The organism is Shewanella sp. DAU305 (assembly GCF_026802235.1).
In the GTDB taxonomy this organism is placed as follows: Bacteria; Pseudomonadota; Gammaproteobacteria; order Enterobacterales; family Shewanellaceae; genus Shewanella; species Shewanella baltica.
The window spans coordinates 2589938-2614368 of the sequence record NZ_CP113808.1 but is presented as its reverse complement, the minus strand read 5'-3'; the positions used below and the strand labels follow the sequence as shown (position 1 = coordinate 2614368).

Below are 24431 nucleotides of genomic sequence, written 5' to 3'. Positions count from 1 at the left end.
GATTATGATATACTCGCGCCAGTTGATACACAGTCTATTTTCCTATGGTTCAATGAAATCAATGGTTCAATTAAATCAAAATTTTATCGATACAATCACCCAAGAACTCCCCGCCCATTTATCCATGGACGAGTTTATTGCCGCTTGCGACAGGCCGCTTAGACGTTCAATTCGGGTCAATACCTTAAAAATCAGCAGCGACGACTTTAAGACTCTGATGCAACCTAAGGGCTGGACGTTTGATCCTATTCCTTGGTGTGAAGACGGATTTTGGATCAGCTACGATGAAGAAGAACAACTCGGCAATGCCTTAGAGCACATTCAGGGCTTATTCTACATTCAAGAAGCCAGCTCTATGTTGCCGCCGACCGCACTTTTTACGCCTAGTGCATTTACGACTAGTGCAAAGTGGCAGTGCGTACTCGATCTCGCCTCTGCGCCGGGTTCAAAAACCACGCAAATGGCCGCATTGATGCAAAACCAAGGTTTATTGGTAGCGAATGAGTATTCGGCGAGCCGCGTGAAAGTATTGCACGCCAATGTGCTGCGCATGGGCGCAAGTCACTGTGCTCTCACCCATTTCGATGGCCGTGTGTTTGGCGAATACCTGTACGAAAGTTTCGATGCAGTGCTCATTGATGCGCCCTGTGGCGGCGAAGGCACAGTGCGTAAAGATGCCGATGCGCTAAAACACTGGAGCCTTGACGATGTGTTGGCCATTAGTGAAACCCAAAAAGCCTTAATCGAATCAGCGTTTCTCGCCCTGAAACCCGGCGGCAGTTTGGTCTACTCAACCTGCACCTTAAACCGCCTCGAAAACCAAGGCGTGTGCGAGTATTTAAAGCAAGTCTACGGCGATGCCGTGCAATTTGAATCCTTAAGTGATTTATTTGATGGCGCTGATCGAGCCACGACAGCCGAAGGCTTCTTGCATGTCTGGCCGCAGATTTACGACAGTGAAGGTTTCTTTGTCGCTAAATTGACAAAAACTGCCTCTGTGCCGCGATTACTGCCTGAGCCTAAACTGCAGAAAAACTTCCCCTTCACGACCGCATCAGCGAAACAAGCTCAAGGGATCAAAGACTATTTTCAGCAGGATTTAGGTATCAGCTTACCGGACGAACTCATCATGGTTCGCGATGATGAATTCTGGCTATTTCCTCATGAATTCAACGCTTTTATCGGCCGTATGCGCTTTCAGCGTATTGGCATTAAACTCGCCGATAACAGTAAGCACGGGTTTAAAGTCCGCCATGAAGCGATTATTGCTTTAGCGGGAAAACAACTTAGCCCAACGGCAAAAACGGTCGATGTGAGCGATGTTGAAGCTAAAGAGTATTTAATGGGGCGAGATATTCCCTTAGCCACCGCAGGCAAAGCCCAAGGTGAAGTGATCGTCTGTTATGGCGGCGCGCCATTAGGCATGGCGAAACATTTAGGCAATAAGTTAAAAAACAACCTGCCCAGAGACTTAGTGAAAGATAAAGTGTTATTGCTACCAGAACAGACAAAATCGTTATAGTTCTGCTGTTTTTTAGCGATAAATAACCTAAAAAAGGGGAAGGTGAACGCGACTCTAGGGCAAAAGCTCAACTACACTGAGTCTATTGTAAAGCGCACTGCATGGCGCTTTCACCTGTAGCGCACGGCTCTTCAACGAGCCATTCCCCTAGGCCCAAACAGCTTTCATCGTTTTGGGCCTTTTTTTATGCCAATGTCTTTATCCCAGTGCCTTTATGCCTGAGTCTTTTTGCCTGAGCCTTTATGTCTCAGTGTTGGCAAGCACGCAATCGCATAACATGGGTCAAAACACTTAAAGCTAACGGCCGACTAAACGCGCCGCATCTTTGAATAAATTAAAGAAGTTATTACTGGTGTACTCAGCAAGATCCTCGTAGCGCTCACCTCTAAGCTCGGCCACAAACTCAGCAACATCACGCACATAGGCGGGCTGGTTTTCTTGTCCACGGTGTGGAATAGGCGCCAAATAGGGCGAGTCTGTTTCAACCAGCAGGCGATCCTGTGGCACTTTACGGATAACAGTGCGAAGTTCACCGGCATTTTTAAAGGTGACTATGCCTGATACTGAAATGTAAAAGCCAAGGTCAATCGCCGCTTTCGCCATTTCCCAATTCTCGGTAAAGCAATGCAGTACGCCGCCAACTTTATCCGCGTTGCCCTGCTTAAGCATAGTGATCGTGTCTTCACGCGCATCGCGAGTATGGACAATCAAAGGTTTATTCACTTCGACCGCAAGGGCGATCTGCTGCTCAAAACATTGTTGTTGCAGCAATTTAGTTTCGTCGGCATAAAAATAATCTAGGCCAGTTTCACCAATCGCGACCACTTTAGGATCGGTGGCAAAGCGGCGGATTTGCTCAACATCAAGCCCTTCTTTAACGTCTAATGGATGCACGCCCGATGACAAAAATACCTGATCGAAGGCTGCAACTTTATCTCGCATCGATTCAAATCCCTGCTGGCGCACGTTGACGCATAGCATATAGTCCACGCCACGGGCTTTCGCGCTGGCCAGAATATGTTCTAGGGTTTGTTGATCAGGCGCCGCTTTAAGGCGATCGAGATGGCAGTGTGAATCAATAAGCACAGGGATTTCCAAGCAGAATAACAAAAGGAAGACAAGGATACCCAGCCAAGGGATCGAGGTCAAATTCCACGGAGGCGAAGTATCAGTTTAGAGTGTGGGCCAATGTTAAAACTAGAACAGTTAAACGAGAGTAACGCTTAAAGCAGAGCGTTTAAACCTAAGTAACATTTAAACCTAAGTAACCTTCAAACCAGAGCAATAATGCGGGCCAACCTACATAGTGCAGGTTAGATCGCCGGAGGCCAGTTCGCGGGACAGTAATTTTTCGATGTGGTGTTTATGGCTATCGGGCTCAGAAACAATTTTAATGCCAATGCCTACAGGACGGCCGCCCGAAGCACCTAAGGGATTGATCCATACCACGACACCGCGAAATTCATTCGTTATGGTCGCGCCCGGTAAGCGATACGCAATCGTCAGCGGCTGGCCAAGGTAATGCCCTTCACTGGTGGCTATGAATAATCCTGCCGGCTTAATAAAAGGCATATAGGCACGATATAGCTGATGTAAGGTATCAAAATTAACGACGAGATCTACCATGGCATATTACTTATTTGTTATCTCTCTATATTCTAAGACATAACTTTGACACAAGGCCAGATAATTGACGCTCGGCATTGTACTTAAGCTATGACACATTCCCATGATCTTGGCCGCCAAGTTCCCGAGCTGCGCATGGATAAACGCATCTTGGTGGCTATTTTTCAGTAACACCTGTCGTATAAGCAGGTATAAAACCTTAAGAACATCAATTATTTGTTGTTCACTTATAGTTAACAAACTAGCACACAGATGACCAGACGACAAACTTTGGGCCCAATCTTTGCGAAACTGTAGCAAGGATTGATAACGGCTCTGTTGACCACCTTCAGACTGCAAGCTCTCTGCCAACTGTAGCGGTCCACCCACCACACTCAAGCACCAAGTAACATCCTCTTTGATATCACATTGCTGCGCTAACCAGTTTTTGATGATTTCTCGACTTGGCACAACGAAGGGAATGCGCTGACAACGACTGCTGACCGTCGCCATTAAACGTGCAGGCGTATCCGACTGCAATATCAGTAAAGTGTCTTTACCCGGCTCCTCAAGGGTTTTAAGGAGAGCGTTGGCGGCAGCGGAGTTAAGCCGCTCGCTATGATGAATAATCGCCACTCGCATACCGCTTTGCTGGGCTGTAGCAGTAAGACGCGTGCAAAGCTCACGAATTTGATCGACTTTAATTTGATTGCCATCGGCAGCAATATGGTAAAAATCGGGATGATTGCCCGCATCAAAAAGCTGACAAGACTTACAAAAACCGCAGGCCCCCGCCGGTGTTGGCTGCAAACACATGGCCGCACGCGCCATAAATACACTCAGCAGCTCACCACCATAGGCAGAATCAATGCCGACAAGCTGCGCATGGGGCATTTTTTGCCGCGTTAGTTGCGCTAAAAATGCCTGCCTTGGCCCTTCGAGCCAAGGCAATTGCGCAGCCGTAAACCCAGACTCAACTACCATGCCATCGCCTGTAACACGGCTAAGATATCTTTATGCACTTCGGCCATGGTTTGACTCGCATCGATAACCACTATGCTGTCATCTTCGCTAGCAAGTTTAAGGTAAGTCGCGCGAGCCCGTTCAAAGAAATCAATCGCTTGTTGCTCAATTCTATCAAGCTCACCGCGTTTAGCCGCGCGGGTTAGCCCAAGCTTAGGATCTAAATCTAAGTACAAAGTGAGATCGGGTTTAAAGCCTTTTAGGGTGGCATTGCTCACCGCTTCCACTAACGGCATTAAGCCCCTGCCACCACCTTGATAGGCCAGTGACGATAAATTGTGTCTGTCACCCAATACCCATTGACCCTTTGCAAGCGCGGGCTTAATGACATTGGCAACCAACTGGGCTCTGGCGGCATAGATGAGTAAACACTCGGCCTCGTCACACAGGGGATCGGTCGCATCGGCAATTTTGACCAAATCACGGATACGTTCGGCCAGTGGCGTGCCACCCGGCTCGCGGGTGCAGATCGGCGCTTTACCCGTATGTTTTTCAATAAAGTCGCGAATAAGGTTAATAGCACTCGACTTACCCGCGCCCTCTAAACCTTCAATAACGATAAATTTTGCAAAAACTGACATTGGATTTTCTTTCTCTGCATTTTTACTTTGGTGATTTTTCTGGCGTCGCCGGTTTTTTCTTACGCTGATACACATCGACAGCTTGGTTGTGTGCTTCAAGTGTGCTTGAAAACACATGGGTACCATCGTTGCGTGACACGAAATAGAGATAACTCACACTAGCGGGTTTAGACACGGCCATCAGTGAGGCTTTACTCGGTGCTGCTATCGGTGTTGGCGGTAATCCAAAAATACGATAAGTGTTAAAAGGTGTCTCTTCGACTAAATCTTTACGGGTGATATTGCCCTTATAGCGTTCGCCCATGCCATAAATAACCGTCGGGTCGGTTTGCAGACGCATGCCTTGATTAAGACGATTAACGAATACTCCGGCAATTTGGTCGCGCTCATGGGCTTGGCCGGTTTCCTTCTCGACTATCGATGCCAAGATCAGCATTTCATAGGGGGATTTTAACGGTAAATTCGGCGCCCGTTCCGCCCACGCTTTGGCAAGCTCTTGCTCCATCATCTTATAGCTTTGAGTCAGCAGGACTTTAACATCCGCCTCAGCAGTATAATGATAGGTGTCAGGGAAGAATTTACCCTCAGGCAGACCTGAATCATCGCCCTGCGCCATCAACACGGCGGCAAACACCTCTGGTGACATCTGTAAATGCGGCGCACTGGCAAGTTGTTGTTCCCATTCAACGATGGTTTTACCTTCAACTAAGGTCAAACTGAAGGTTTTCACTTTTCCGGCAATCAAATCATTCAGCAAATCGGTAATGGTTTGTGAAGGGGATATTTCGTAAAGGCCCGAGCGGATCTTAGCAAGCTCAGGGCGGAACTTAAGTAGCCACTTGAGTTTCCACGTGTCTTGAATCACACCATCGTCGGCAAGTTGCTGCGCAAGCTGGTTCACGCTGGTACCGCGTTCAACGGTCAGCTCTTTAGGCTCGCTGAGACTCAGCGGCGTTTGACTGTATTCGATGACAGTTTGATAGCCCCAAAAGGCGCCAAAACAGACTAATGTCAGCAAGGTCAACAGGGTTGAACTGGCGATAAGAATGAGTTTTTTCATAGGGTGAGTGAAAGTGTCTGTCTAAGTTGCGCGGTAATCGGAGCACGGCTGAACATGAGCGAATCAATCGCCAGCACATCCACAATTCCTAAAACGCTGTTAGTGATAAACGCTGAGTCAAATTCAATTAAACGCTCGGCGCCAACGGGCAAACATTCGATATTCATGTTCTGTTCAAGCAAGGCTATCATAACCTGTTCGCGCATCACACCCGCCACGCCGCACTGGGCTAATGAAGGGGTTATAACGCGATTGCCTTTGATAAAAAACACATTGGCCATCGAAGATTCAATCACATTGTCTTCGATATCGTTAACTAACCAGTCATCAAACCCCTGAGGTAAAGGGTGGGATTTTATCAAGACTTGTTCGAGTCGATTTAAATGCTTCATCCCAGCCAACAAGGGCTGCAAACCCAATCGTATCGACGAGGTTTTAAGGCAAATGCCCGCTTGCTGCCACTTTGCATAATGGCTTGGAATAGCATGAACAGAGACGATTTCGGTAGGATTAACCGTTTCTGGTGGTGTGTAACCACGGCCACCAACACCACGGGAAACGATTAACTTAATGCAATGATGTGGATATTCAATGGCTAAGGCATGAAGCTGCTGTTGCAGTGCTTCACTCATTTGCCATTGAAACCCAAGCCTTGCGGCGCCTGCGGTTAAACGAGCTTGATGGGCGTCGAAAAACAAAATCCCCTCAGCGCCTGTCCGCATAGTCGCAAACAAGCCATCACCGTAGGCAAGCCCTCGATCGGAAGGGTCGACACTCGCCAGCGATGCGCCATTCACCCAAAACACTTGTGTTAGTCCTGACTGATACGGCTGGCGACCGCTTCTTGCTGATCTTTATACTTGGCACTTTTACGGGTGTTATAAGGACGTGCAACCGCATGATTGAGGCGTTCAAAGTTAAGCGCACCTATGGTCATACGTGGACGCAGGGCCAAAGGTAACTTGCCGCTGTTATAGAACTCGAGCACGATTTTACCCTGCCAACCTGGATCGATACGGTGCGCAGTCACATGTACCATAAGACCTAAACGCGCCAATGATGAACGACCATCGAGCCAACCGACGATATCGGCGGGCAGCGTCACGCTCTCGTAAGTCACCGCCAAGGCCAATTCGCCAGGATGCAGGAAAAACGCTTCGCCATCAGGGATTTCGATAATTTCACTCATCACCCGATCAAGCGCAGCTTGCATCTCGACGCTTGGGCCACTCAAGTCGATATAAGGCGCAGTATGATCTTTAAACACGCGAAACTGTCCACCTAAGCGCACATCAACACTGACGCCTGAAATAGCTTCTATGCCTGGGCGAGGTTCTATTACGATAGTGCCGTTATCAAGGGCCTGTTCAATTTCGATATCGGTTAAGCGCATCTTGCCTATTACTCCTTGAGTTTTTATGTCGTTATTTTGCCAGTAAATGTTGGATACGAGTTTTTAAAATATCGGTCGCAATACGATTCTTACCGCCACGGGGAACGATAATATCGGCGTATTGTTTCGACGGTTCGATAAACTGTAAGAACATAGGACGCACGGTTTTCTTGTACTGAGAAATCACAGATTCCATCGTACGACCGCGTTCAGCCACATCACGGGTTAGGCGACGTAGGAAACAAATGTCCAGCGGTGTGTCCATAAACACACTCGCGTCCATCAGCGCACGTAATTTAGGATCGGTCAGCAGTAAGATACCTTCTAAAATGATCACCTTTTTCGGTGTCATCGTCAGGGTTTCTGCTATACGAGTGTGTTCTGTGTAGCTATAACAAGGGATATCAACAGCTTCGCCAGACTTGAGCAACTGTAAATGGGTGCACAACAGTTGATGGTCCAACGCTTTTGGATGATCGTAATTCGTTAATACCCGTTCATCCATGGATAAATGACTCTGATCGCGATAGTACGCGTCTTCATTAATTACCCCAATTTGATCTGTGCCTAAATCGCGGCGTAATTCGTCAAAAATCGTTTTGGCAATTAAACTTTTGCCCGATGCTGACGCGCCAGCAATTGCAATAATGACACACTGCTGAGAATTCATACCCTTAAACCTTACTCGTCATCTGAAACACTAATAGAAACTGTTTTCTGGCTTTGTTTTAAAGCCAATTCTGCGCCCACTTTACGGGCAATTTCCCGATAAAGTGCGGCTACTTCACTGTCTGGTTCGGCAACGACCGTCGGCGCACCGTTATCCATGGCTTCACGGATATTGATGTGCAGCGGCAAGGCGCCTAACAGTGGAACTTGATAACGCTCGGCGATTTTACTGCCACCGTGTGTTCCAAATGGATGTTCTTTATGTCCACACTCGGGACATAAATGGAAACTCATGTTTTCGACGATACCCAGCACAGGAATGTTCACTTTCTGGAACATATTGATGCCCTTCTTGGCATCGGCCAGCGCGATATCCTGCGGCGTAGTCACGATAACAGCACCACTCACAGGCACTTTTTGTGACAGAGTTAATTGAATATCACCCGTACCCGGCGGCATATCGACGACTAAATAATCCAGCTCTGGCCATTGGGTTTCATTGAGCAGTTGCGCTAGCGCGCCCGCTGCCATTGGGCCACGCCACACGGCCGCTTCATCACCGCTGAGCATAAATCCAATCGATTGCGCGGCAATGCCATGGGCACTGGCGGCGGTCATGTGTTTGCCATCGGGGGAAAGCGGTCTGAAATTAGGAATACCTAGCATCATAGGCACTGACGGGCCGTAAATATCCGCATCGAGAATACCTACCTGCGCGCCTTCTGCCGCGAGGGCCAAAGCTAAGTTCACCGCTGTGGTTGATTTACCCACACCGCCCTTACCTGAGGCAACGGCAATCACTTGCTTCACATTGGCAATCGGTGCGATAGAAGATAACGCTGAATAGGCTTTAGGTTGAAAATCGATTTCACATTCGACTTCATCGATAGCATCTAGCACGGCCAACTTGTTGGTCAACGCCATCACAGTGTCGCGATACTGGGTCATGCAAGGGTATGGATAGACTAAGCCAAGCTGCAAACGCTTACCTTCCAACGCCAGTTTATTTACGCATCCTGCGCTCACTAACCCTTTCGCGAGATACGGGTCAACAAATGAATCGAGAATAGCCAGAACTGGCCCGAGAAGATCGTCATTTAGACGATAATCAGTTTGAGTTGAAGACAAAAGAATTACCCCCACCAATAAATTTGCCCAAGTGTACCAGATAATGCAGAAAACATTAGCGCAGATTTAGCTCAATCGGCTCAGCTTTTGATGAAAATCATCCTGTAATCGGTTAGTATCTCTACCAATATTTTTGGCCCACCACGATATTTGAGACAAGATGGCAACTTCACAACGTAAAATTCTCGTGACCAGCGCACTTCCCTACGCAAACGGACCGATACATTTAGGTCACATGTTGGAATACATCCAGACAGATATCTGGTCGCGTTATCAAAAACTTCGTGGACATGAGTGCCACTATATTTGTGCCGATGACGCCCATGGCACGCCGATCATGCTTAAAGCCCAGCAATTAGGCATAGCGCCAGAAGACATGATCGCCCAAGTGAACAAAGAACATCAGCAGGATTTCGCCGATTTCAGTATCGCCTTTGATAACTATCACAGCACCCACAGTGAAGAAAATCGCGTGCTGGCGAGCGATATTTATCTCAAGCTACGTGCCAACGGCTATATCAAGAGCAAGAGTATTTCTCAGCTGTTCGATCCTGAGAAATCCATGTTCCTGCCAGACCGCTTCGTAAAAGGCACTTGTCCTAAGTGTAAGTCACCGGATCAATACGGCGATAACTGTGATGCCTGCGGCGCGACTTACAGCCCAACTGAGCTCATCAATCCAAAATCAGCGGTATCGGGTGCGACACCAGTGATGAAAGACACTGAGCACTTTTTCTTCGACCTGCCCGCCTTCGAAGGCATGCTAAAAGAGTGGACTCGCTCTGGTGCCCTGCAAGTCGAAATGGCCAATAAACTCGACGAATGGTTCGAGCAAGGATTGCAGCAATGGGATATCACCCGTGATGCACCGTATTTTGGTTTCGAAATTCCCGATGCGCCAGGCAAGTATTTCTACGTTTGGCTAGATGCGCCTATCGGTTATATGGGTTCGTTCAAAAACCTCTGTGACAAACGCCCTGAGCTGAGCTTTGATGAATTTTGGGGTAAAGATTCTACTGCTGAGGTTTATCACTTCATCGGTAAAGACATCGTTTACTTCCACAGTTTGTTCTGGCCCGCCATGCTGCATGGCTCAGGTTATCGTCAGCCAAACAGCGTCTATGCCCACGGTTATGTGACGGTCAATGGCGCGAAGATGTCTAAATCGAAAGGCACGTTCATTAAGGCGCGTACCTATTTAGATCATTTAGATCCTGAATATTTACGTTACTACTACGCCGCCAAACTCAGCAGCCGTATCGACGATTTAGATTTAAATCTGGAAGATTTCGCTCAGCGCGTGAACTCAGATTTAGTCGGTAAGCTAGTGAACTTAGCCTCGCGCACCGCAGGTTTTATCACTAAACGTTTCGATGGCAAGCTCGCGAAAATTAACGACACCACCCTGACTGAGGCGTTTTTAGCCAAGCAAGACGTGATTGCCGATTTTTACGAGTCGCGCGAATACGGTAAAGCGATGCGCGAAATCATGGCGCTGGCGGATATTGCCAACGGGTTTGTGGCCGATGCTGCGCCTTGGCAAATGGTGAAACATGACGATCAACAGGAAGCGGCCCATCAAGTGTGTTCAAACGCCTTGAATCTGTTCCGTATTCTCGTGACGTATCTAAAACCTGTATTGCCACGTTTAGCCCAAGATGTGGAAGCCTTCTTCCAATTGCCACTCACTTGGGATGCATTGAGCCAAGATTTAGCGGGTCATGAAATCGCCCCATTCAAGGCAATGATGCAACGTGTTGAGCTGGATAAAGTCAATGCCATGGTTGCTGATTCCAAGGATAACCTGCAAGTCACGGCCGATGCACCAAAGACGGCAGCACCTGAAAAAACCGCTAAAGCTTCATCGGTTAGCAGTGAACCGCTGGTTGACGATCCGATCAGTGAGACCATCAACTTTGATGATTTCGCGAAAATCGACCTGCGTATCGCTCGCATCGTCAAAGCAGAGCATGTTGCTGACGCTGACAAGTTACTCAAGTTACAACTCGACATCGGTGGTGAAACGCGCCAAGTGTTTGCCGGGATCAAATCGGCTTATTCGCCAGAAGATCTCGAAGGTAAGTTAACTGTAATGGTGGCGAACTTAGCGCCACGTAAGATGCGTTTTGGCATGTCAGAAGGTATGGTGTTGGCCGCTGGCCCTGGTGGCAGCGACCTGTGGATTTTAGAACCCCATGAAGGCGCACAGCCTGGCATGCGTGTTAAGTAATCTGCGCTAGCTAACGCTCAAAAAATCAATAAGGCCGCATTTTATGTGGCCTTATTTGTTGGTATCGATTGTTTGAGCCTATTTGTGGCTTCGAGTGTCACTCAGTCTTTTAAAAGACTGAGTTTAAGCGACTAGTTTAACTGACAGGTTTCAGAGATCGAGTTAATGCTCGTATTTCTATCGACAAGGCATTCGCTGCAGTGTGATATTCATATCTGTGACAGGTCTAAAATCGACGCAGTGTTCAGTGAATCATTCGAGGAGTAGCTATGGGAAATATCGTTGAGCAGTTGCTGTTTTCTGCCTCGATTACGGGTCCAATCTGTTTGATGTTAGCGCTCGGTGTGATCCTAAAACGCACCCAAATCATCAATGAAAACTTTATTGATGTCGCATCAAAATTAGTCTTTAACGTGACGCTGCCAGCCTTGCTGTTCCTTAGCATTATTAGCTCCAATCACGATCTCGCCTCCAGTGCGCCCTTAATTGGCTATGGTTTAGCGGCCAATCTCCTGTTTTTTATACTCTCCACCTATGCAACTGGGCGGCTATTTCCCAAGCACAAAGACCAAGGCGTGATCATTCAAGGGGATTCAGGGCCAATACCGCGATTATTGGCTTAGCTTATGTTTCCAACGCCTACGGCAGTTCTGGTGTTGCTTTAGCTGCGGTTTATGTCGCCTCGATGACGCTGCTCTACAATATTCAAGCGGTTATTTGCCTAAGCCCTAAAGGCGAAGAATCCAGCCAACGCGCATTTGGCGTGATTATTAAAACCATTACTAAAAACCCGCTGATCATTGCCATTATGGTCGGTATGTTGTTCTATTTACTTGCTATTCCAGTACCGAAAATGGTGCTCGATGCGGGCCAATACTTTGCCAATATGACCCTGCCACTAGCGCTACTGTGCACTGGCGGTTCGCTCGATATTGGTTCACTTAAACATGAAAAGCATTCAACTTGGTTCTCGACCGCATTGAAACTGATCTTTGCCCCGCTTTTTATCACGCTTGGGGCCTTGCTGTTGGGCTATCGAGGGATTGAGTTAGCGCTGCTCTTTTTAATGAGTTCTGCCCCCACCGCAGCCGCCAGCTATGTGATGGCACGCGCCATGGGTGGCAATGCCCCCCTTGCAGCCAATATTATCGCGCTGACCACAGTCTGCTCGTTGATCACGTGCACCTTAGGAATCTTTGTATTGTCAACTTTGGAGCTGATCTAGCTACAGCTAAAGGCTAAGAGCTGATTGCACAAGCGCTAGAGGAACGAGTTTGAGTGCTGATAAGTCACCATAACTCACAGTAAAAAAGGCGAGCCATGCTCGCCTTTCGATTAGGGATAAAACGGCAATATGGTCATCATAAGCCGCTTTATTAATGGATTAGACCGGATTAGTGATATCCACAAAATGATGCACAAGATCAAACTCGCGAGCGAGATGACGGCCTAAGGCTTGAATCCCAAAACGTTCGGTCGCATGGTGCCCCGCCGCAAAATAATGTATGCCCTGCTCCACCGCACTGTGGAAAGTGCGTTCGGACACTTCACCACTAATAAACGCATCCACACCTAAACTCGCCGCAACATCGATATAGTCCTGCGCGCCGCCAGTACACCAAGCTAAATGTTGGATCTTGGCATCGCCATCACCAATGTGCAGTGGGGCTCTGCCTAACGCATCCTCAAGGGTGTGAGAAAATTCGCTAGCACTAACCGCAAGATCAAGTTTTCCACGCCACAGCAGCCCCTGAGCCACCTCTTCGATGGCTTCTGCGTCGACTATCCCAAGCTGTCTGCCTAAGGTCGCGTTATTACCCAGCATTGGGTGGGCGTCCAAGGGCAAATGATAGCCAAATAAATTAATTTCATGCTTGAGCAGTGCCTTAATCCGGCGTTGTTTCATGCCAGTGATCACTTCAGGCTCATTCTTCCAAAAAAAGCCGTGATGGACCAAAATCGCATCGGCGTTTAATCGAATCGCTTCATCGATCAAAGCCTGACACGCAGTCACGCCCGTCACTATGGTGCGGATCTCATCCTTGCCTTCTATTTGCAGCCCATTGGGCGCGTAATCTTTAAACGCCGATACATGTAAAAAATCGGCTAAATATTGGGTTAATTCTGTCCGTGTCATTGCTTTACCGTCCTTTACTCGAGATGATCATTTACTGAAGATGACGACTTATTCAAGATAAGACAGTCGCTTACATCGCGACATCAACACGCACACCACCTTGCAGGTAGACGACACGTACTCTGTCACCCGCATTGAATACCATGCCAGCATCATAGTCTTGGATCACCATAACTTGGGTGCCATCTTCTTGATTGATGATCAATTCCACCAGCTTCAATGACTGCACGCTCGTGCCACTGCCATAACGATTGCCGATACCGCCACCAATCAAGGCACCTAAAATGGTCGCCACATCACGGCCAGAACCGCCACCAAACTGATTACCAATCACCCCACCCGCTAAGGCGCCACCAAAGGTTTTCCAACCTCGATTACGATCTTCAATCAGCTGGGTTTCAGTGATATTACGTACCGAAGTGATATCGCCATAGAGCACTTTCTCGACAGGCACGGCTTGATTACGGTCATAACCCGCACTCGCGGGGCTGAGGATAAACGCAAAAATAAACATAAAGCTTGCTAGAGTAGGTTTCCACATATCTGAATTTCCGCTAACTTAATAATAAGGTCTATAACTAAATCATACTCAATTGTGAAGTCACTGTCTTTTCTGAATCACGAATTTGAAGCTTTTCCTTCACCCGAACTCGCCTTAACCGATCCTAATGGGTTATTGGCTATCGGCGGCGACTTACGTCCTGAACGCTTACTCTCGGCTTACTACAACGGTATTTTTCCTTGGTTTAACTCAGATGATCCTATTTTGTGGTGGTCGCCCGATCCCCGTGCCGTATTTATTCCCGGTGAAGTCCACATCAGCACAAGTTTGCGGAAATATTTAAAAAAACAACCTTGGCGGATCACAATCAATCACGCTTTCACCGATGTAATGGCGGGATGCGCGCAGCCAAGAGAAAAACAGAGCGGCACTTGGATCACCCAAGAAATTCAAATGGCCTATCGCGAACTGCATCACACTGGTCACGCCCATTCCATTGAAGTCTGGGAAGGTGAACGTTTAATCGGTGGGCTTTACGGCTTAGCAATCGGCCAAGTGTTTTGCGGCGAGTCCATGTTTCACCGTAAAACTAATGCGTCCAAGGCCGCAGTTGCAGCGCTGCAACAGCATTTACTCAAAATGGGATTCAAACTCATCGATGCACAAGTGATGAATCCTCACCTAGAAAGTTTGGGAGCCAAAGCCATTAAACGCATTGATTTTATAACGTTACTGAGCGAACTGAGAAACAATCCCGTGGACCCAGCGACTTGGACCACTAAAGAGGTCATCTTTGAACTCGAGTAAAGCATCGATCGCTATCGGTATCAGTCAAATATTTCCCTGCAGCTACCTCGATGGCCAACAGGAGCAGCTACTTGTCATCCAAGAAGATACGCTCGATCCCATTTTATTTGAGCGTTTACTTGCGGTGGGTTTTCGCCGCAGTGGCGGCTCCATCTATAAACCCCGATGCCCAAGTTGCAGCGCGTGCCAGCCTATTCGTGTGCCAACGCATGAGTTTGTGCCATCGAAACGCCAAAAACGGACTTTAGCCAAAAACCAAGATCTGACATGGCGAATTACATCGGAACAAACCGCCGAACAATATGCCCTGTATGAACATTACATTCGTGAGCGGCATTTTGATGGCCCTATGTTTCCCCCGAGTGAAGATCAATATAATCACTTTCTTTTTTGCCATTGGTTGCCGCCGACGTTTATCGAAGTCTATAACGGCGATAAATTATTAGCCGTCGCGGTCACAGATACCTTACCCAATAGTCTGTCGGCGATTTACAGCTATTTTGACCCCGACGAAGAACAGCGTTCCCTCGGCGCCCTGTTAATTTTAATTCAGTGCCGCTTGGCAAAACTCATGGACAAAGAATTTGTTTATCTCGGATATCAAATAGATGAAAACCGTAAGATGTCCTACAAGCGTTTATATCGCCCATATCAAATTCTCACACCGACGGGCTGGGAGTATTCCCAAGTTTGCTAAGTACTTCCCCTTTACAGCAGGGTGAATTTGGGGCATGATACGCCCGTTTTTTATATTCGAAGGCTAATGGGATAATTAATTAATGGCGAAAGAAGACAACATTGAAATGCAAGGCACTATCCTTGAAACCTTGCCAAACACAATGTTTCGTGTAGAGCTTGAAAATGGTCATGTGGTGATAGCCCACATTTCAGGCAAAATGCGCAAAAACTACATCCGGATCCTTACTGGCGATAAAGTTACCGTCCAGCTGACTCCTTATGATCTGACCAAAGGTCGCATTGTCTTCCGCGCACGCTGATATAGCCTCTTAGATTTAAAAACCCGGCAAGGCCGGGTTTTTTTGTTTGCGAAAGATGAAAAAAATGGCTGCAATTGCAGCCATTTTTATGTCTAAAACTAATGGATAATCAAGCGTTAAGCTTTTGTTGTCGCTTTTTCGTGACGTTCGGTACGAATGACAAGCTCGCCCTCCTTCACATCCACATGCGCCACACCGCCTGACTCTAAGACACCAAATAAGATCTCGTCTGCCAATGGACGTTTGATCAATTCGGTCACGACCCGAGCCATTGGACGCGCGCCCATGTTCTTGTCGTATCCTTTCTCGGCCAACAAGGTTCTGGCTTCGTCGCTGACTTCCAAAGTAACGTGTTTTGCATCCAATTGAGCCTGCAATTCCACCAAGAATTTATCGACCACTTTGGCGATAATCGTCATATCCAAATGGTTGAACCAAATGATGGAATCGAGACGATTTCGAAATTCTGGCGAAAATACCCGATTAATTTCAGATAACGCATCTTGAGTGTGATCTTGTTGGGTAAAGCCAATCGACTTACGAATAGTCTCCTGAACACCCGCGTTCGTTGTCATCACCAAAGTCACGTGTCTGAAGTCAGCCTTACGACCATTATTGTCGGTCAAAGTACCGTGATCCATCACCTGCAACAGCAAGTTATAGACATCGCGGTGGGCCTTCTCGATTTCATCCAGTAGCACCACACAGTGCGGATTTTTAATCACAGCATCGGTGAGCAAGCCACCTTGGTCATAACCCACATATCCAGGAGGCGCACCAATCAAGCGTGACACTGTGTGGCTTTCCATGTACTCAGACATGTCAAAGCGCACCAGTTTCATCCCCAAACAGTTGGCCAGTTGGTTAGTGACTTCGGTTTTACCCACGCCGGTGGGACCCGCGAATAAGAAGCTACCCACAGGTTTCCTGTCTGTGCCTAAGCCACTGCGCGATAAGCGAATGGCCGAACTCAGACTCTCAATGGCCTTGTCTTGGCCAAAGACCACCATCTTAAGGTTACGCTCAAGATTACGCAGTAAGTCCTTATCAGTGGCGGATACCGACTTCTCAGGGATACGCGCCATTTTCGCCACTATCGACTCAATCTCGGCTTGGCCTATGGTCTTTTTACGTTTGCTCATAGGCAACATCACCATACGCGCACCTGCTTCATCGATCACATCGATGGCTTTATCGGGTAAATGTCTGTCATTGATGTGCTTGGCCGACAATACCGCAGCGCTGCTGATCGCAGCCTGAGTATAACGAACCCCATGATATTCTTCGTATTTAGACTTAAGCCCCATCAAAATCTTAGTGGTTTCTTCCACTGAAGGTTCATTGATATCCACCTTTTGGAAACGACGTGCAAGTGCGCGGTCTTTCTCAAAAATACTTTGATATTCTTGGAAAGTTGTCGAGCCCATGCAGCGTAAGTTGCCGCTAGATAGTAAAGGTTTCAGCAGATTAGAGGCATCCATTACGCCGCCAGAGGCCGCGCCAGCACCGATAATGGTGTGGATCTCATCGATGAATAGGATGGCATGCTTATCGGCAGCCAGTTCTTTTAACAGGTTCTTAAAGCGCTTTTCAAAGTCGCCGCGATACTTAGTTCCCGCCAGCAGTGAACCTAAATCCAAAGAATACACTGTGGCTTCAAGCATCACATCGGGCACTTGTTTATTGACGATGCGATACGCCAGCCCTTCGGCAATCGCCGTTTTACCTACGCCCGCCTCACCCACTAACAGCGGATTATTTTTACGGCGACGGCATAGGGTTTGAATCGCGCGCTCAATTTCTTGATCGCGACCAATCAGTGGGTCGATGATCCCTTGCTTAGCAAGTTGGTTTAAGTTGGACGCAAATTGCGACAACATGCTGCGCTCTTCGCTGCTTTCGCCCTGATCTTCAACCCGTTCTTGATCTTGATGTGACTCAGCATCATCATTTTTGGCGAAACCATGGGAAATAAAATTCACAACGTCTAGGCGACTAATATCGCAGCGGCGCAGTAAATACACGGCTTGGGATTCTTGCTCACTGAAAATGGCGACTAACACGTTAGCGCCGTTCACTTCATTGCGACCCGATGACTGCACATGGAATACTGCACGTTGCAGCACTCGTTGGAACCCCAGCGTCGGCTGAGTTTCTTTGTCATCATCAATATCGGCAATGATTGGGGTTGTTTGTTGGATAAAGCTTGCCACTTCATCTCTGAGTTTATCTAGATTCGCTCCACAGGCGATTAACGCTTCTTGAGCCGCAGGATTGTCGATCAGAGCTAATAACAGATGTTCCACTGTCATATACTCGTGACGCGCGTCTCTGGCTTGCTGAAACGCCAGATTTAAGGTGACTTCCAGGTCTTTGTTCAGCATAAGCACCCCCAAAATTAACAACAGACTACAGAGTAAAGCGGTTTTATGCTTTCTCTAACGAACACAGTAACGGATGTTGGTTTTGTCTTGCAAATTGATTTACTTGTATCACCTTGGTTTCTGCAATCCCAAACGGGAAAATACCGCAAATACCTTTTCCTTGGTGATGGATCGTCAACATGATATCGGTCGCTTCCTGCTCGTTCTTGCGAAAGAAAACCTGCAAAACTTCAATCACAAAATCCATTGGGGTGTAATCATCATTATTGAGTACCACCTTATACATCGAAGGCGGCATTAACTCTGATTCGACACGTTCTTCAACGTGTTCAATATTTCCTATCTTTGCCATTTTTTAATACTAGCCTCTCGTGTTGGCCTCTTCCAATTGATCCGTTCAAATTAATCAGTTGTTACCCCTTTGTTAATTTTAGCTTGACTTCCGCTTTTACTCCTTACATTCTGTTGTGCAGACGGTGAACGAATACCCGTCTATACAGGTTTTACTATCTTACTGGTAAGTAGACAACAGAAGGAAGTGGAAGTATGGCAAGCGGAACTGTTAAATGGTTCAACAACGCCAAAGGATTCGGGTTTATTTGCCCTGATCAAGGTGGTGAGGACGTTTTTGCACACTATTCTACCATTGAAATGGAAGGCTATCGAACTCTAAAAGCAGGCCAACCCGTTCAATTTGAAGTAGAAGCCGGTCCAAAAGGGATGCACGCTTCAGCCATTTCACCAACAAAATAACGTTTGGTGAGGCCAATGATCTAAAAGGCAGGGACTTGTCCCTGCCTTTTTATTGCTGCGTGTTTTATCAATCCCCACCACTTTAGGCTCCATCGCTTGTCAGCATTACGCATGAATTTAATTCAAGATCAATCGCCGCAGCTCACCCATTGCATCCCCACAAAAAAATTTATCACCAGTCTCGACAGTAAATTTAGGGCATAAAAAAAGATCTGCCATGCAGATCCCTTTTGAAAATCAGTCTAATGACTTACAACTTTACATCAACTTTGATGGCCCACACTGACGCGCACACCATCCAAAAGCTAACACTCACGAGATTAAGCAATCAACAGCTTGTTTAACGTCTCGCTTGGGCGCATGGCTTTTTCAGCCTTAGCCGCATCTAAACGGTAGTAACCGCCTAAATCGACTGGTGCACCTTGTGCCGTCGCTAATTCAGCCACAATCACTTGCTCATTTGCCGCCAACGCATGCGCTAACGGAATGAAGTGAGCTTGTAACTGCTCATCGCCCGTTTGCGCGGCTAAGGCTTGTGCCCAGTACATGGCTAAGTAGAAATGGCTGCCACGGTTGTCTAACTCACCGACTCTTCTTGATGGCGATTTGTTGCTATCTAAGAATTGGCCAATGGCTTGATCTAAGGTATCAGCTAACACTTGGGCTTTTGGATTACCGACAGTTTGGCTTAAATGCTCAAGAGACGCCGCCAGAGCCAAGAATTCACCGAGTGAATCCCAACGTAAGTGACCTTCTTTCTCAACCTGTTGCACGTGCTTAGGTGCACTACCGCCCGCTCCAGTTTCAAATAGACCACCACCGTTCATTAACGGAACGATTGATAGCATTTTGGCACTGGTGCCTAGCTCTAGGATGGGGAACAAGTCAGTCAGGTAGTCACGTAGAACGTTGCCCGTAACTGAAATGGTATCTTTGCCTTCTTTGATGCGAGCCAAAGACAAACGCGTCGCGTCTTCTGGAGACATGATGCTGATATCTAAGCCATCAGTGTCATGTTCTGGCAGATACTGCTGCACTTTTGCAATGATTTGCGCATCGTGGGCACGTTTGCTATCTAACCAGAATACCGCAGGGGTATTGCTTAAACGGGCACGGCGCACGGCCAGTTTTACCCAATCACGGATAGGTGCGTCTTTAACTTGGCACATTCTCCAGATATCGCCAGCTTCCACGTTATGGCTCATCAATACCTTACCGCTGGCATCAACAACGTTCACCACACCATCAGCAGGCATTTCAAAGGTCTTATCGTGGCTGCCGTACTCTTCGGCTTTTTGCGCCATCAAGCCCACGTTTGGCACGCTGCCCATGGTTTTAGGATCAAAAGCGCCGTGCTCTTTACAGAAGGCAATCGTTTCTTGGTAGATACCGGCATAGCAACGATCTGGGATCATAGCTTTAGTGTCATGCAGTTGACCATCTGGTCCCCACATTTGGCCAGATGAACGAATCGCAGCAGGCATAGATGCATCAATAATGATGTCGCTTGGCACGTGTAAATTGGTGATACCTTTGTCAGAATCAACCATAGCCAATGCAGGACGTGCAGCGTAAACGGCGGCGATATCGGCTTCGACTTCGGCGCGGCTATCGGCAGGTAATGTCGCGATTTTGGCATAAACATCACCAAAACCGTTGTTAACATCTACACCTAATTCAGCGAAAAGCGCCGCATGCTTGTCAAATACTGGCTTAAAGAATACCTTCACAGCGTGACCAAACATAATAGGATCAGACACTTTCATCATAGTGGCTTTCAGATGCAGCGATAACAGCACATCTTCTGCTTTGGCGTTTTCGATTTCACGCTCATAGAAGCTCACTAAGGCTTTTTTACTCAATACCGCAGCATCGATAATTTCGCCAGCCAGCAGCTTAAGACCCGATTTCAGCACCACTTCTTGGCCATCTTTTTGCGTCAGCACGATATTCACGCTGCCCGCATCAGATAAAGTCACTGACTGCTCGCTGCCGTAGAAATCGCCGTCGGTCATGTGAGCAACGTGAGACTTAGAATCTGTAGCCCATTTACCCATTGAATGCGGGTTTTTCTTGGCGAAGTTTTTCACCGATAATGGGGCACGGCGATCTGAGTTACCTTCTCGCAGTACTGGGTTTACCGCACTACCTTTGATCTTGTCGTAACGTGTTTTAATTGACTTTTCAGCGTCGGTTTTTGGCTCATCCGGATAGTGAGGGATGTTGTAACCTTTTTGCTGCAGTTCAAGGATACAGGCTTTTAACTGTGGAATTGAAGCACTGATATTCGGTAACTTGATGATGTTCGCTTCTGGCTGATTCGCTAACTCGCCAAGCTCAGTCAGATGATCGCCAATCTTTTGTGCTTCGGTCAGTTGCTCAGGGAAACTGGCAATAATACGGCCCGATAACGAGATATCACGGGTTTCAACCGCAACGCCCGCTGCGTCGGTAAAGGTTCTGATAATAGGTAAGAGTGAGAGGGTGGCCAGTGCTGGCGCTTCGTCTGTTTCAGTGTAAATAATTGTTGATGAGTTATCTTTCATGTTACATCCTACATTATTGTAAAATTTAATATTTTTTATAATAATTTTATAGCATGGCGAACAAATCTGAGCACAGTGAAAATATCAATCAAGGCAATCGAATCCGCCTTAACCTTTCACATTCTCAATGCCCTTCTGCCTTTGCACGCAAGCTAAAATTTGTTACAACGACTCATTAAAACCTAATAAACATTTAGGCACAGATCACATTTTCTGGCCGACATCATAGAGCATTCGCAATAATATTCAAATTCCACTAACGGCGAATGCCAAGTACACTATGACCACATTAACGACTCAATCAAGTCAGGTAAGCGTGTCTCAACCTCCTGTTAGCAAAAGTATGAACAAAAACAAGTTTCCACCTAAACGTGCCAATTCCAGCGCCAATTCCCCAGCCAAGAGCACGATTAAACCCGCTAAGCCCGCGAGCAGAGGCCCTGCCAACCGCGCTACCGCCGTAGATAGCAAAGTGGCGCCAGCACGTAATGCCAATGGCAGTTTAAAGAAAGAACCCTTTAAAAATCCTAATCGACGCGCAATTGCAGCGGCAAAACCGGTGCAGAGCCAAACGCTCGCACCGATTATCGTGCTGTTTAATAAGCCTTTTGATGTACTTTGCCAGTTTACCGATGAACAAGGTCGTAAAACCCTAAAAGACTATATCCCCATTGCTGACGTGTATGCCGCAGGCCGCTTAGACAGAGACAGTGAGGGCTTGTTACTGCTGACCAATGACGGTCAATTACAGGCAAGACTGACAGAACCGAAAAAGAAAACCTTTAAGACCTATTGGGTGCAAGTAGAAGGCGTGCCGACGGAAGATGCACTGACGAAACTGCGCCAAGGTGTTGAATTAAATGATGGTATGACGCTACCAGCTAAAGTCAAAATCATGGATTCACCCGATATTGGGCCACGTAATCCGCCGGTGAGAGAACGCAAAAATATCCCAACAACTTGGTTAGAAATCCAAATTCATGAAGGTCGTAACCGCCAAGTCAGACGCATGACAGCGCATATCGGTTTTCCGACCTTAAGATTAATCCGTTATAAAATAGGCCAATGGAGTCTAGATAATTTGCCATCGGGCGAGCATAAATGCATCCGTCTCGGTGATGAAGTCTAAATTTCAGCCAAATTTCTGCGCTCAACGCCACTAAAAAGTGGCACCATGTCCACTCAAAGGAGGCACTATGAGTCAAAGATATAAACCCAATGTGACCGTCGCCTGTATTATTCATGCGACTTCACAGGACAAATATCTGATGGTGGAAGAGTGGATTGATGGCGAGCAGCGCTTTAATCAGCCAGCGGGTCACTTAGAAGCAAATGAAAGCTTAATCCAAGCCTGTGAGCGTGAAGTATTTGAGGAAACGGGGTTATCACTTAACCCCCAAGGACTCGTCGGCATCTATCAATTTAGCGCCAGTGAAGACTTAGCCTTTGTGCGCTTTACCTTCTTCGTGCAGTTAGATGATATGCCCTCACCTACGCCGCAGGACAAGGCTATACACAGTGCGCACTGGCTGAGTTTTGCACAGATAGAAGCCAAGTCATCTTTACTGCGCAGCCCCTTAGTGCTCGATTGCCTAAAAGACTATCTTAATAACGCACAACAGGGCCAAACTTATCCCCTCTCCTTACTCAATAGTGACCGCCTCGCGATAGCCCAAGCGAGTAAGGCGTGATAGAATACTGCCCCGCATAAACTGCTTGTTAAACTTATGCATGTGTTAGTGCCTGTCGGCCTCTACGTGGCTAAATAGTAGACTGTACAGTAGGCCGTAAATACGAGTTTTACTGACCGCTCGCACTACACCCAGATTTTTAAGTTAGCTTTTAAGTTAGCTTGGATTTAAAGCTAGCCCATATTTTTTAAGCTAGGTTAGGCACTTTTGTTACGCGCTCAATGTCGCGGCTTAACTTCAACAACCTAGCCAACACACATACTCAATGGTTTTTAGGATCTATGACATCAATCGAACCCACTCACACAGGAAAAAAAGTCATTGTCGGCATGTCCGGCGGTGTAGATTCATCTGTTTCAGCCTATTTGCTTATGCAGCAAGGCTATCAGGTTGAAGGCCTTTTCATGAAGAACTGGGAAGAAGATGACAACAACGAGTACTGCGCTGCCGCAGAAGATTTAAAAGATGCCCAAGCCGTGTGCGACAAGCTCGGGATCAAGCTACACACAGTCAACTTTGCAGCCGAATATTGGGACAATGTATTTGAGTATTTCCTCGCCGAATACAAAGCCGGCCGCACGCCAAATCCCGATATCATGTGCAACAAAGAAATCAAATTTAAGGCATTTTTAGAATTTGCCGACGAAATCCTCGACGCCGATTACATCGCCATGGGCCACTATGTGCGCCGCCGTGATAATAGCGATGGCAGCACACAAATGCTCCGTGGCGTCGATGGCAATAAAGATCAAAGTTATTTCCTCTACACCCTTAGCCACGAGCAAGTGGCTCGAAGTCTATTCCCTGTCGGTGAATTGGAAAAACATGAAGTACGTGAAATCGCAAAAGAAATGGGCCTAATCACCCATGATAAAAAAGACAGCACCGGCATCTGTTTTATCGGTGAGCGCAAGTTCACTGAATTCCTGGGCACTTATTTACCGGCGCAGCCTGGTAATATCGAAACCCCAGAAGGTGAAATCATAGGCACACACCAAGGGCTGATGTACCACACCTTAGGCCAGCGTAAAGGCCTAGGCATTGGCGGCATGAAAAACAGCAATGACGATCCTTGGTATGTAGTTGATAAAGATCTTGAGCGTAACGTGTTGATCGTAGGGCAAGGCGGACACCATCCTCGTTTGATGTCGACCGGCATGACAGTTAACCAACTGCATTGGGTGGATAGAACCGGACCTATCGATGGCTGTCATATCGCAGTGAAAACCCGTTATCGCCAACAAGATGTGCCTTGTACTTTGACCTACACAGATGAACACACCTTACGCGTGGTCTTCGATGAACCTGTTGCGGCGGTGACGCCAGGACAGTCTGCGGTATTTTATGATGGTGAAGTCTGCCTAGGTGGCGGCATCATAGATCAATTGATCCGAGGGTAAAG

At 47.3% G+C, this 24431-nt stretch carries 23 protein-coding genes and 1 pseudogene; 10 read left to right on the top strand and 14 right to left on the bottom strand.

Features of this window, described 5'->3' with window-relative positions:
- Positions 1-61 precede the first annotated feature (61 nt).
- Positions 62-1522: a 16S rRNA (cytosine(1407)-C(5))-methyltransferase RsmF gene (gene rsmF / locus OX890_RS11140; RefSeq protein WP_115334473.1), complete on the top strand. Its 1461-nt coding sequence runs from the start codon at positions 62-64 to the stop codon at positions 1520-1522.
- A gap of 297 nt (positions 1523-1819) precedes the next feature.
- On the opposite strand, the gene OX890_RS11135 is transcribed toward rsmF, so the two are convergent.
- The 9 genes from OX890_RS11135 to apbC all read right to left on the bottom strand — a co-directional run bounded on the left by OX890_RS11135 (position 1820) and on the right by apbC (position 8981).
- The gene (locus OX890_RS11135; RefSeq protein ID WP_006086270.1) at positions 1820-2608 is read right to left on the bottom strand and encodes a TatD family hydrolase; all 789 of its coding nucleotides are present in this window, start codon (positions 2606-2608) and stop codon (positions 1820-1822) included.
- A gap of 213 nt (positions 2609-2821) precedes the next feature.
- Entirely contained in the window at positions 2822-3148 is a 327-nt protein-coding gene (locus OX890_RS11130) for a PilZ domain-containing protein (protein ID WP_006081920.1), read from the bottom strand.
- 6 nt (positions 3149-3154) lie between these two features.
- Positions 3155-4111, bottom strand: a complete 957-nt coding sequence (holB, locus tag OX890_RS11125; RefSeq protein WP_126491783.1) for a DNA polymerase III subunit delta' — start codon at positions 4109-4111, stop codon at positions 3155-3157.
- Positions 4105-4731, bottom strand: coding sequence for a dTMP kinase (gene tmk, locus OX890_RS11120; RefSeq protein WP_011846993.1), 627 nt, complete (start codon positions 4729-4731; stop codon positions 4105-4107). Before tmk ends, holB begins: the two co-directional genes overlap by 7 nt.
- A gap of 22 nt (positions 4732-4753) precedes the next feature.
- Positions 4754-5791 (bottom strand): endolytic transglycosylase MltG, encoded by a 1038-nt coding sequence (mltG, locus tag OX890_RS11115; protein ID WP_006086268.1) that lies wholly within the window; start codon positions 5789-5791, stop codon positions 4754-4756.
- Positions 5788-6597, bottom strand: a complete 810-nt coding sequence (gene pabC, locus OX890_RS11110; RefSeq protein WP_006086267.1) for an aminodeoxychorismate lyase — start codon at positions 6595-6597, stop codon at positions 5788-5790. Before pabC ends, mltG begins: the two co-directional genes overlap by 4 nt.
- A 5-nt stretch (positions 6598-6602) precedes the next feature.
- A complete protein-coding gene (gene dcd / locus OX890_RS11105; protein ID WP_006081925.1) occupies positions 6603-7184 on the bottom strand; it encodes a dCTP deaminase in 582 nt (193 codons plus the stop codon).
- A 31-nt stretch (positions 7185-7215) separates the two neighbouring features.
- Positions 7216-7854, bottom strand: a complete 639-nt coding sequence (udk, locus tag OX890_RS11100) for a uridine kinase (protein ID WP_006081926.1) — start codon at positions 7852-7854, stop codon at positions 7216-7218.
- Positions 7855-7865: 11 nt separating this feature from the next.
- Positions 7866-8981, bottom strand: coding sequence for an iron-sulfur cluster carrier protein ApbC (gene apbC, locus OX890_RS11095; protein ID WP_006081927.1), 1116 nt, complete (start codon positions 8979-8981; stop codon positions 7866-7868).
- A 160-nt stretch (positions 8982-9141) separates the two neighbouring features.
- Between apbC and metG the strand changes: the two genes are divergently transcribed.
- Positions 9142-11211 (top strand): methionine--tRNA ligase, encoded by a 2070-nt coding sequence (gene metG, locus OX890_RS11090; protein WP_268649212.1) that lies wholly within the window; start codon positions 9142-9144, stop codon positions 11209-11211.
- A gap of 269 nt (positions 11212-11480) precedes the next feature.
- A pseudogene (locus OX890_RS11085) lies at positions 11481-12436 on the top strand (AEC family transporter).
- Between the two features lie 159 nt (positions 12437-12595).
- On the opposite strand, the gene OX890_RS11080 reads toward OX890_RS11085, so the two are convergent.
- Both OX890_RS11080 and OX890_RS11075 read right to left on the bottom strand, forming a co-directional pair.
- Positions 12596-13348 (bottom strand): Nif3-like dinuclear metal center hexameric protein, encoded by a 753-nt coding sequence (locus tag OX890_RS11080; protein ID WP_268649211.1) that lies wholly within the window; start codon positions 13346-13348, stop codon positions 12596-12598.
- Positions 13349-13418: 70 nt separating this feature from the next.
- On the bottom strand, positions 13419-13889 hold the full coding sequence (locus tag OX890_RS11075; protein WP_268649210.1) for a glycine zipper 2TM domain-containing protein: 471 nt from the start codon (positions 13887-13889) through the stop codon (positions 13419-13421).
- Positions 13890-13943: 54 nt separating this feature from the next.
- Between OX890_RS11075 and aat the strand changes: the two genes are divergently transcribed.
- The 3 genes from aat to infA all read left to right on the top strand — a co-directional run bounded on the left by aat (position 13944) and on the right by infA (position 15655).
- Complete coding sequence (gene aat / locus OX890_RS11070; RefSeq protein WP_268649209.1) at positions 13944-14657, top strand: leucyl/phenylalanyl-tRNA--protein transferase; 714 nt, start codon at positions 13944-13946, stop codon at positions 14655-14657.
- Entirely contained in the window at positions 14644-15354 is a 711-nt protein-coding gene (locus tag OX890_RS11065; RefSeq protein WP_268649208.1) for an arginyltransferase, read from the top strand. Before aat ends, OX890_RS11065 begins: the two co-directional genes overlap by 14 nt.
- Positions 15355-15436: 82 nt before the next feature.
- Positions 15437-15655 (top strand): translation initiation factor IF-1, encoded by a 219-nt coding sequence (gene infA, locus OX890_RS11060; protein ID WP_006081934.1) that lies wholly within the window; start codon positions 15437-15439, stop codon positions 15653-15655.
- Positions 15656-15771: 116 nt separating this feature from the next.
- On the opposite strand, the gene clpA is transcribed toward infA, so the two are convergent.
- Both clpA and clpS read right to left on the bottom strand, forming a co-directional pair.
- Positions 15772-18039, bottom strand: coding sequence for an ATP-dependent Clp protease ATP-binding subunit ClpA (gene clpA, locus OX890_RS11055; protein WP_006081935.1), 2268 nt, complete (start codon positions 18037-18039; stop codon positions 15772-15774).
- A gap of 43 nt (positions 18040-18082) precedes the next feature.
- Entirely contained in the window at positions 18083-18391 is a 309-nt protein-coding gene (gene clpS, locus OX890_RS11050) for an ATP-dependent Clp protease adapter ClpS (protein ID WP_006081936.1), read from the bottom strand.
- A 194-nt stretch (positions 18392-18585) separates the two neighbouring features.
- Here clpS and cspD point away from each other — a divergent pair, with 194 nt between their 5' ends.
- A complete protein-coding gene (cspD, locus tag OX890_RS11045) occupies positions 18586-18792 on the top strand; it encodes a cold shock domain-containing protein CspD (RefSeq protein WP_006081937.1) in 207 nt (68 codons plus the stop codon).
- A 320-nt stretch (positions 18793-19112) separates the two neighbouring features.
- Here the strand turns inward: cspD and OX890_RS11040 are convergent, their stop codons facing one another.
- On the bottom strand, positions 19113-21338 hold the full coding sequence (locus tag OX890_RS11040; protein ID WP_268649207.1) for an NADP-dependent isocitrate dehydrogenase: 2226 nt from the start codon (positions 21336-21338) through the stop codon (positions 19113-19115).
- 343 nt (positions 21339-21681) lie between these two features.
- Here OX890_RS11040 and OX890_RS11035 point away from each other — a divergent pair, with 343 nt between their 5' ends.
- The 3 genes from OX890_RS11035 to mnmA all read left to right on the top strand — a co-directional run bounded on the left by OX890_RS11035 (position 21682) and on the right by mnmA (position 24429).
- Complete coding sequence (locus tag OX890_RS11035) at positions 21682-22467, top strand: rRNA large subunit pseudouridine synthase E (RefSeq protein WP_232005164.1); 786 nt, start codon at positions 21682-21684, stop codon at positions 22465-22467.
- A gap of 67 nt (positions 22468-22534) precedes the next feature.
- Positions 22535-23029, top strand: a complete 495-nt coding sequence (locus OX890_RS11030; protein WP_126491776.1) for an NUDIX hydrolase — start codon at positions 22535-22537, stop codon at positions 23027-23029.
- A gap of 281 nt (positions 23030-23310) precedes the next feature.
- Positions 23311-24429, top strand: coding sequence for a tRNA 2-thiouridine(34) synthase MnmA (gene mnmA, locus OX890_RS11025; protein ID WP_083548599.1), 1119 nt, complete (start codon positions 23311-23313; stop codon positions 24427-24429).
- Positions 24430-24431 lie beyond the last annotated feature (2 nt).

Excerpts from the sequence above, each read along its gene's own strand:
- OX890_RS11040 (WP_268649207.1), bottom strand. The coding sequence starts at position 21,338 with ATGAAAGATAACTCATCAACAATTATTTACACTGAAACAGACGAAGCG.
- rsmF (WP_115334473.1), top strand. The coding sequence starts at position 62 with ATGGTTCAATTAAATCAAAATTTTATCGATACAATCACCCAAGAACTC.
- OX890_RS11030 (WP_126491776.1), top strand. The coding sequence starts at position 22,535 with ATGAGTCAAAGATATAAACCCAATGTGACCGTCGCCTGTATTATTCAT.
- dcd (WP_006081925.1), bottom strand. The coding sequence starts at position 7,184 with ATGCGCTTAACCGATATCGAAATTGAACAGGCCCTTGATAACGGCACT.
- infA (WP_006081934.1), top strand. The coding sequence starts at position 15,437 with ATGGCGAAAGAAGACAACATTGAAATGCAAGGCACTATCCTTGAAACC.
- OX890_RS11130 (WP_006081920.1), bottom strand. The coding sequence starts at position 3,148 with ATGGTAGATCTCGTCGTTAATTTTGATACCTTACATCAGCTATATCGT.
- metG (WP_268649212.1), top strand. The coding sequence starts at position 9,142 with ATGGCAACTTCACAACGTAAAATTCTCGTGACCAGCGCACTTCCCTAC.
- udk (WP_006081926.1), bottom strand. The coding sequence starts at position 7,854 with ATGAATTCTCAGCAGTGTGTCATTATTGCAATTGCTGGCGCGTCAGCA.
- OX890_RS11035 (WP_232005164.1), top strand. The coding sequence starts at position 21,682 with ATGAACAAAAACAAGTTTCCACCTAAACGTGCCAATTCCAGCGCCAAT.
- clpS (WP_006081936.1), bottom strand. The coding sequence starts at position 18,391 with ATGGCAAAGATAGGAAATATTGAACACGTTGAAGAACGTGTCGAATCA.
- clpA (WP_006081935.1), bottom strand. The coding sequence starts at position 18,039 with ATGCTGAACAAAGACCTGGAAGTCACCTTAAATCTGGCGTTTCAGCAA.
- OX890_RS11080 (WP_268649211.1), bottom strand. The coding sequence starts at position 13,348 with ATGACACGGACAGAATTAACCCAATATTTAGCCGATTTTTTACATGTA.
- mltG (WP_006086268.1), bottom strand. The coding sequence starts at position 5,791 with ATGAAAAAACTCATTCTTATCGCCAGTTCAACCCTGTTGACCTTGCTG.
- holB (WP_126491783.1), bottom strand. The coding sequence starts at position 4,111 with ATGGTAGTTGAGTCTGGGTTTACGGCTGCGCAATTGCCTTGGCTCGAA.
- cspD (WP_006081937.1), top strand. The coding sequence starts at position 18,586 with ATGGCAAGCGGAACTGTTAAATGGTTCAACAACGCCAAAGGATTCGGG.
- OX890_RS11075 (WP_268649210.1), bottom strand. The coding sequence starts at position 13,889 with ATGTGGAAACCTACTCTAGCAAGCTTTATGTTTATTTTTGCGTTTATC.
- tmk (WP_011846993.1), bottom strand. The coding sequence starts at position 4,731 with ATGTCAGTTTTTGCAAAATTTATCGTTATTGAAGGTTTAGAGGGCGCG.
- mnmA (WP_083548599.1), top strand. The coding sequence starts at position 23,311 with ATGACATCAATCGAACCCACTCACACAGGAAAAAAAGTCATTGTCGGC.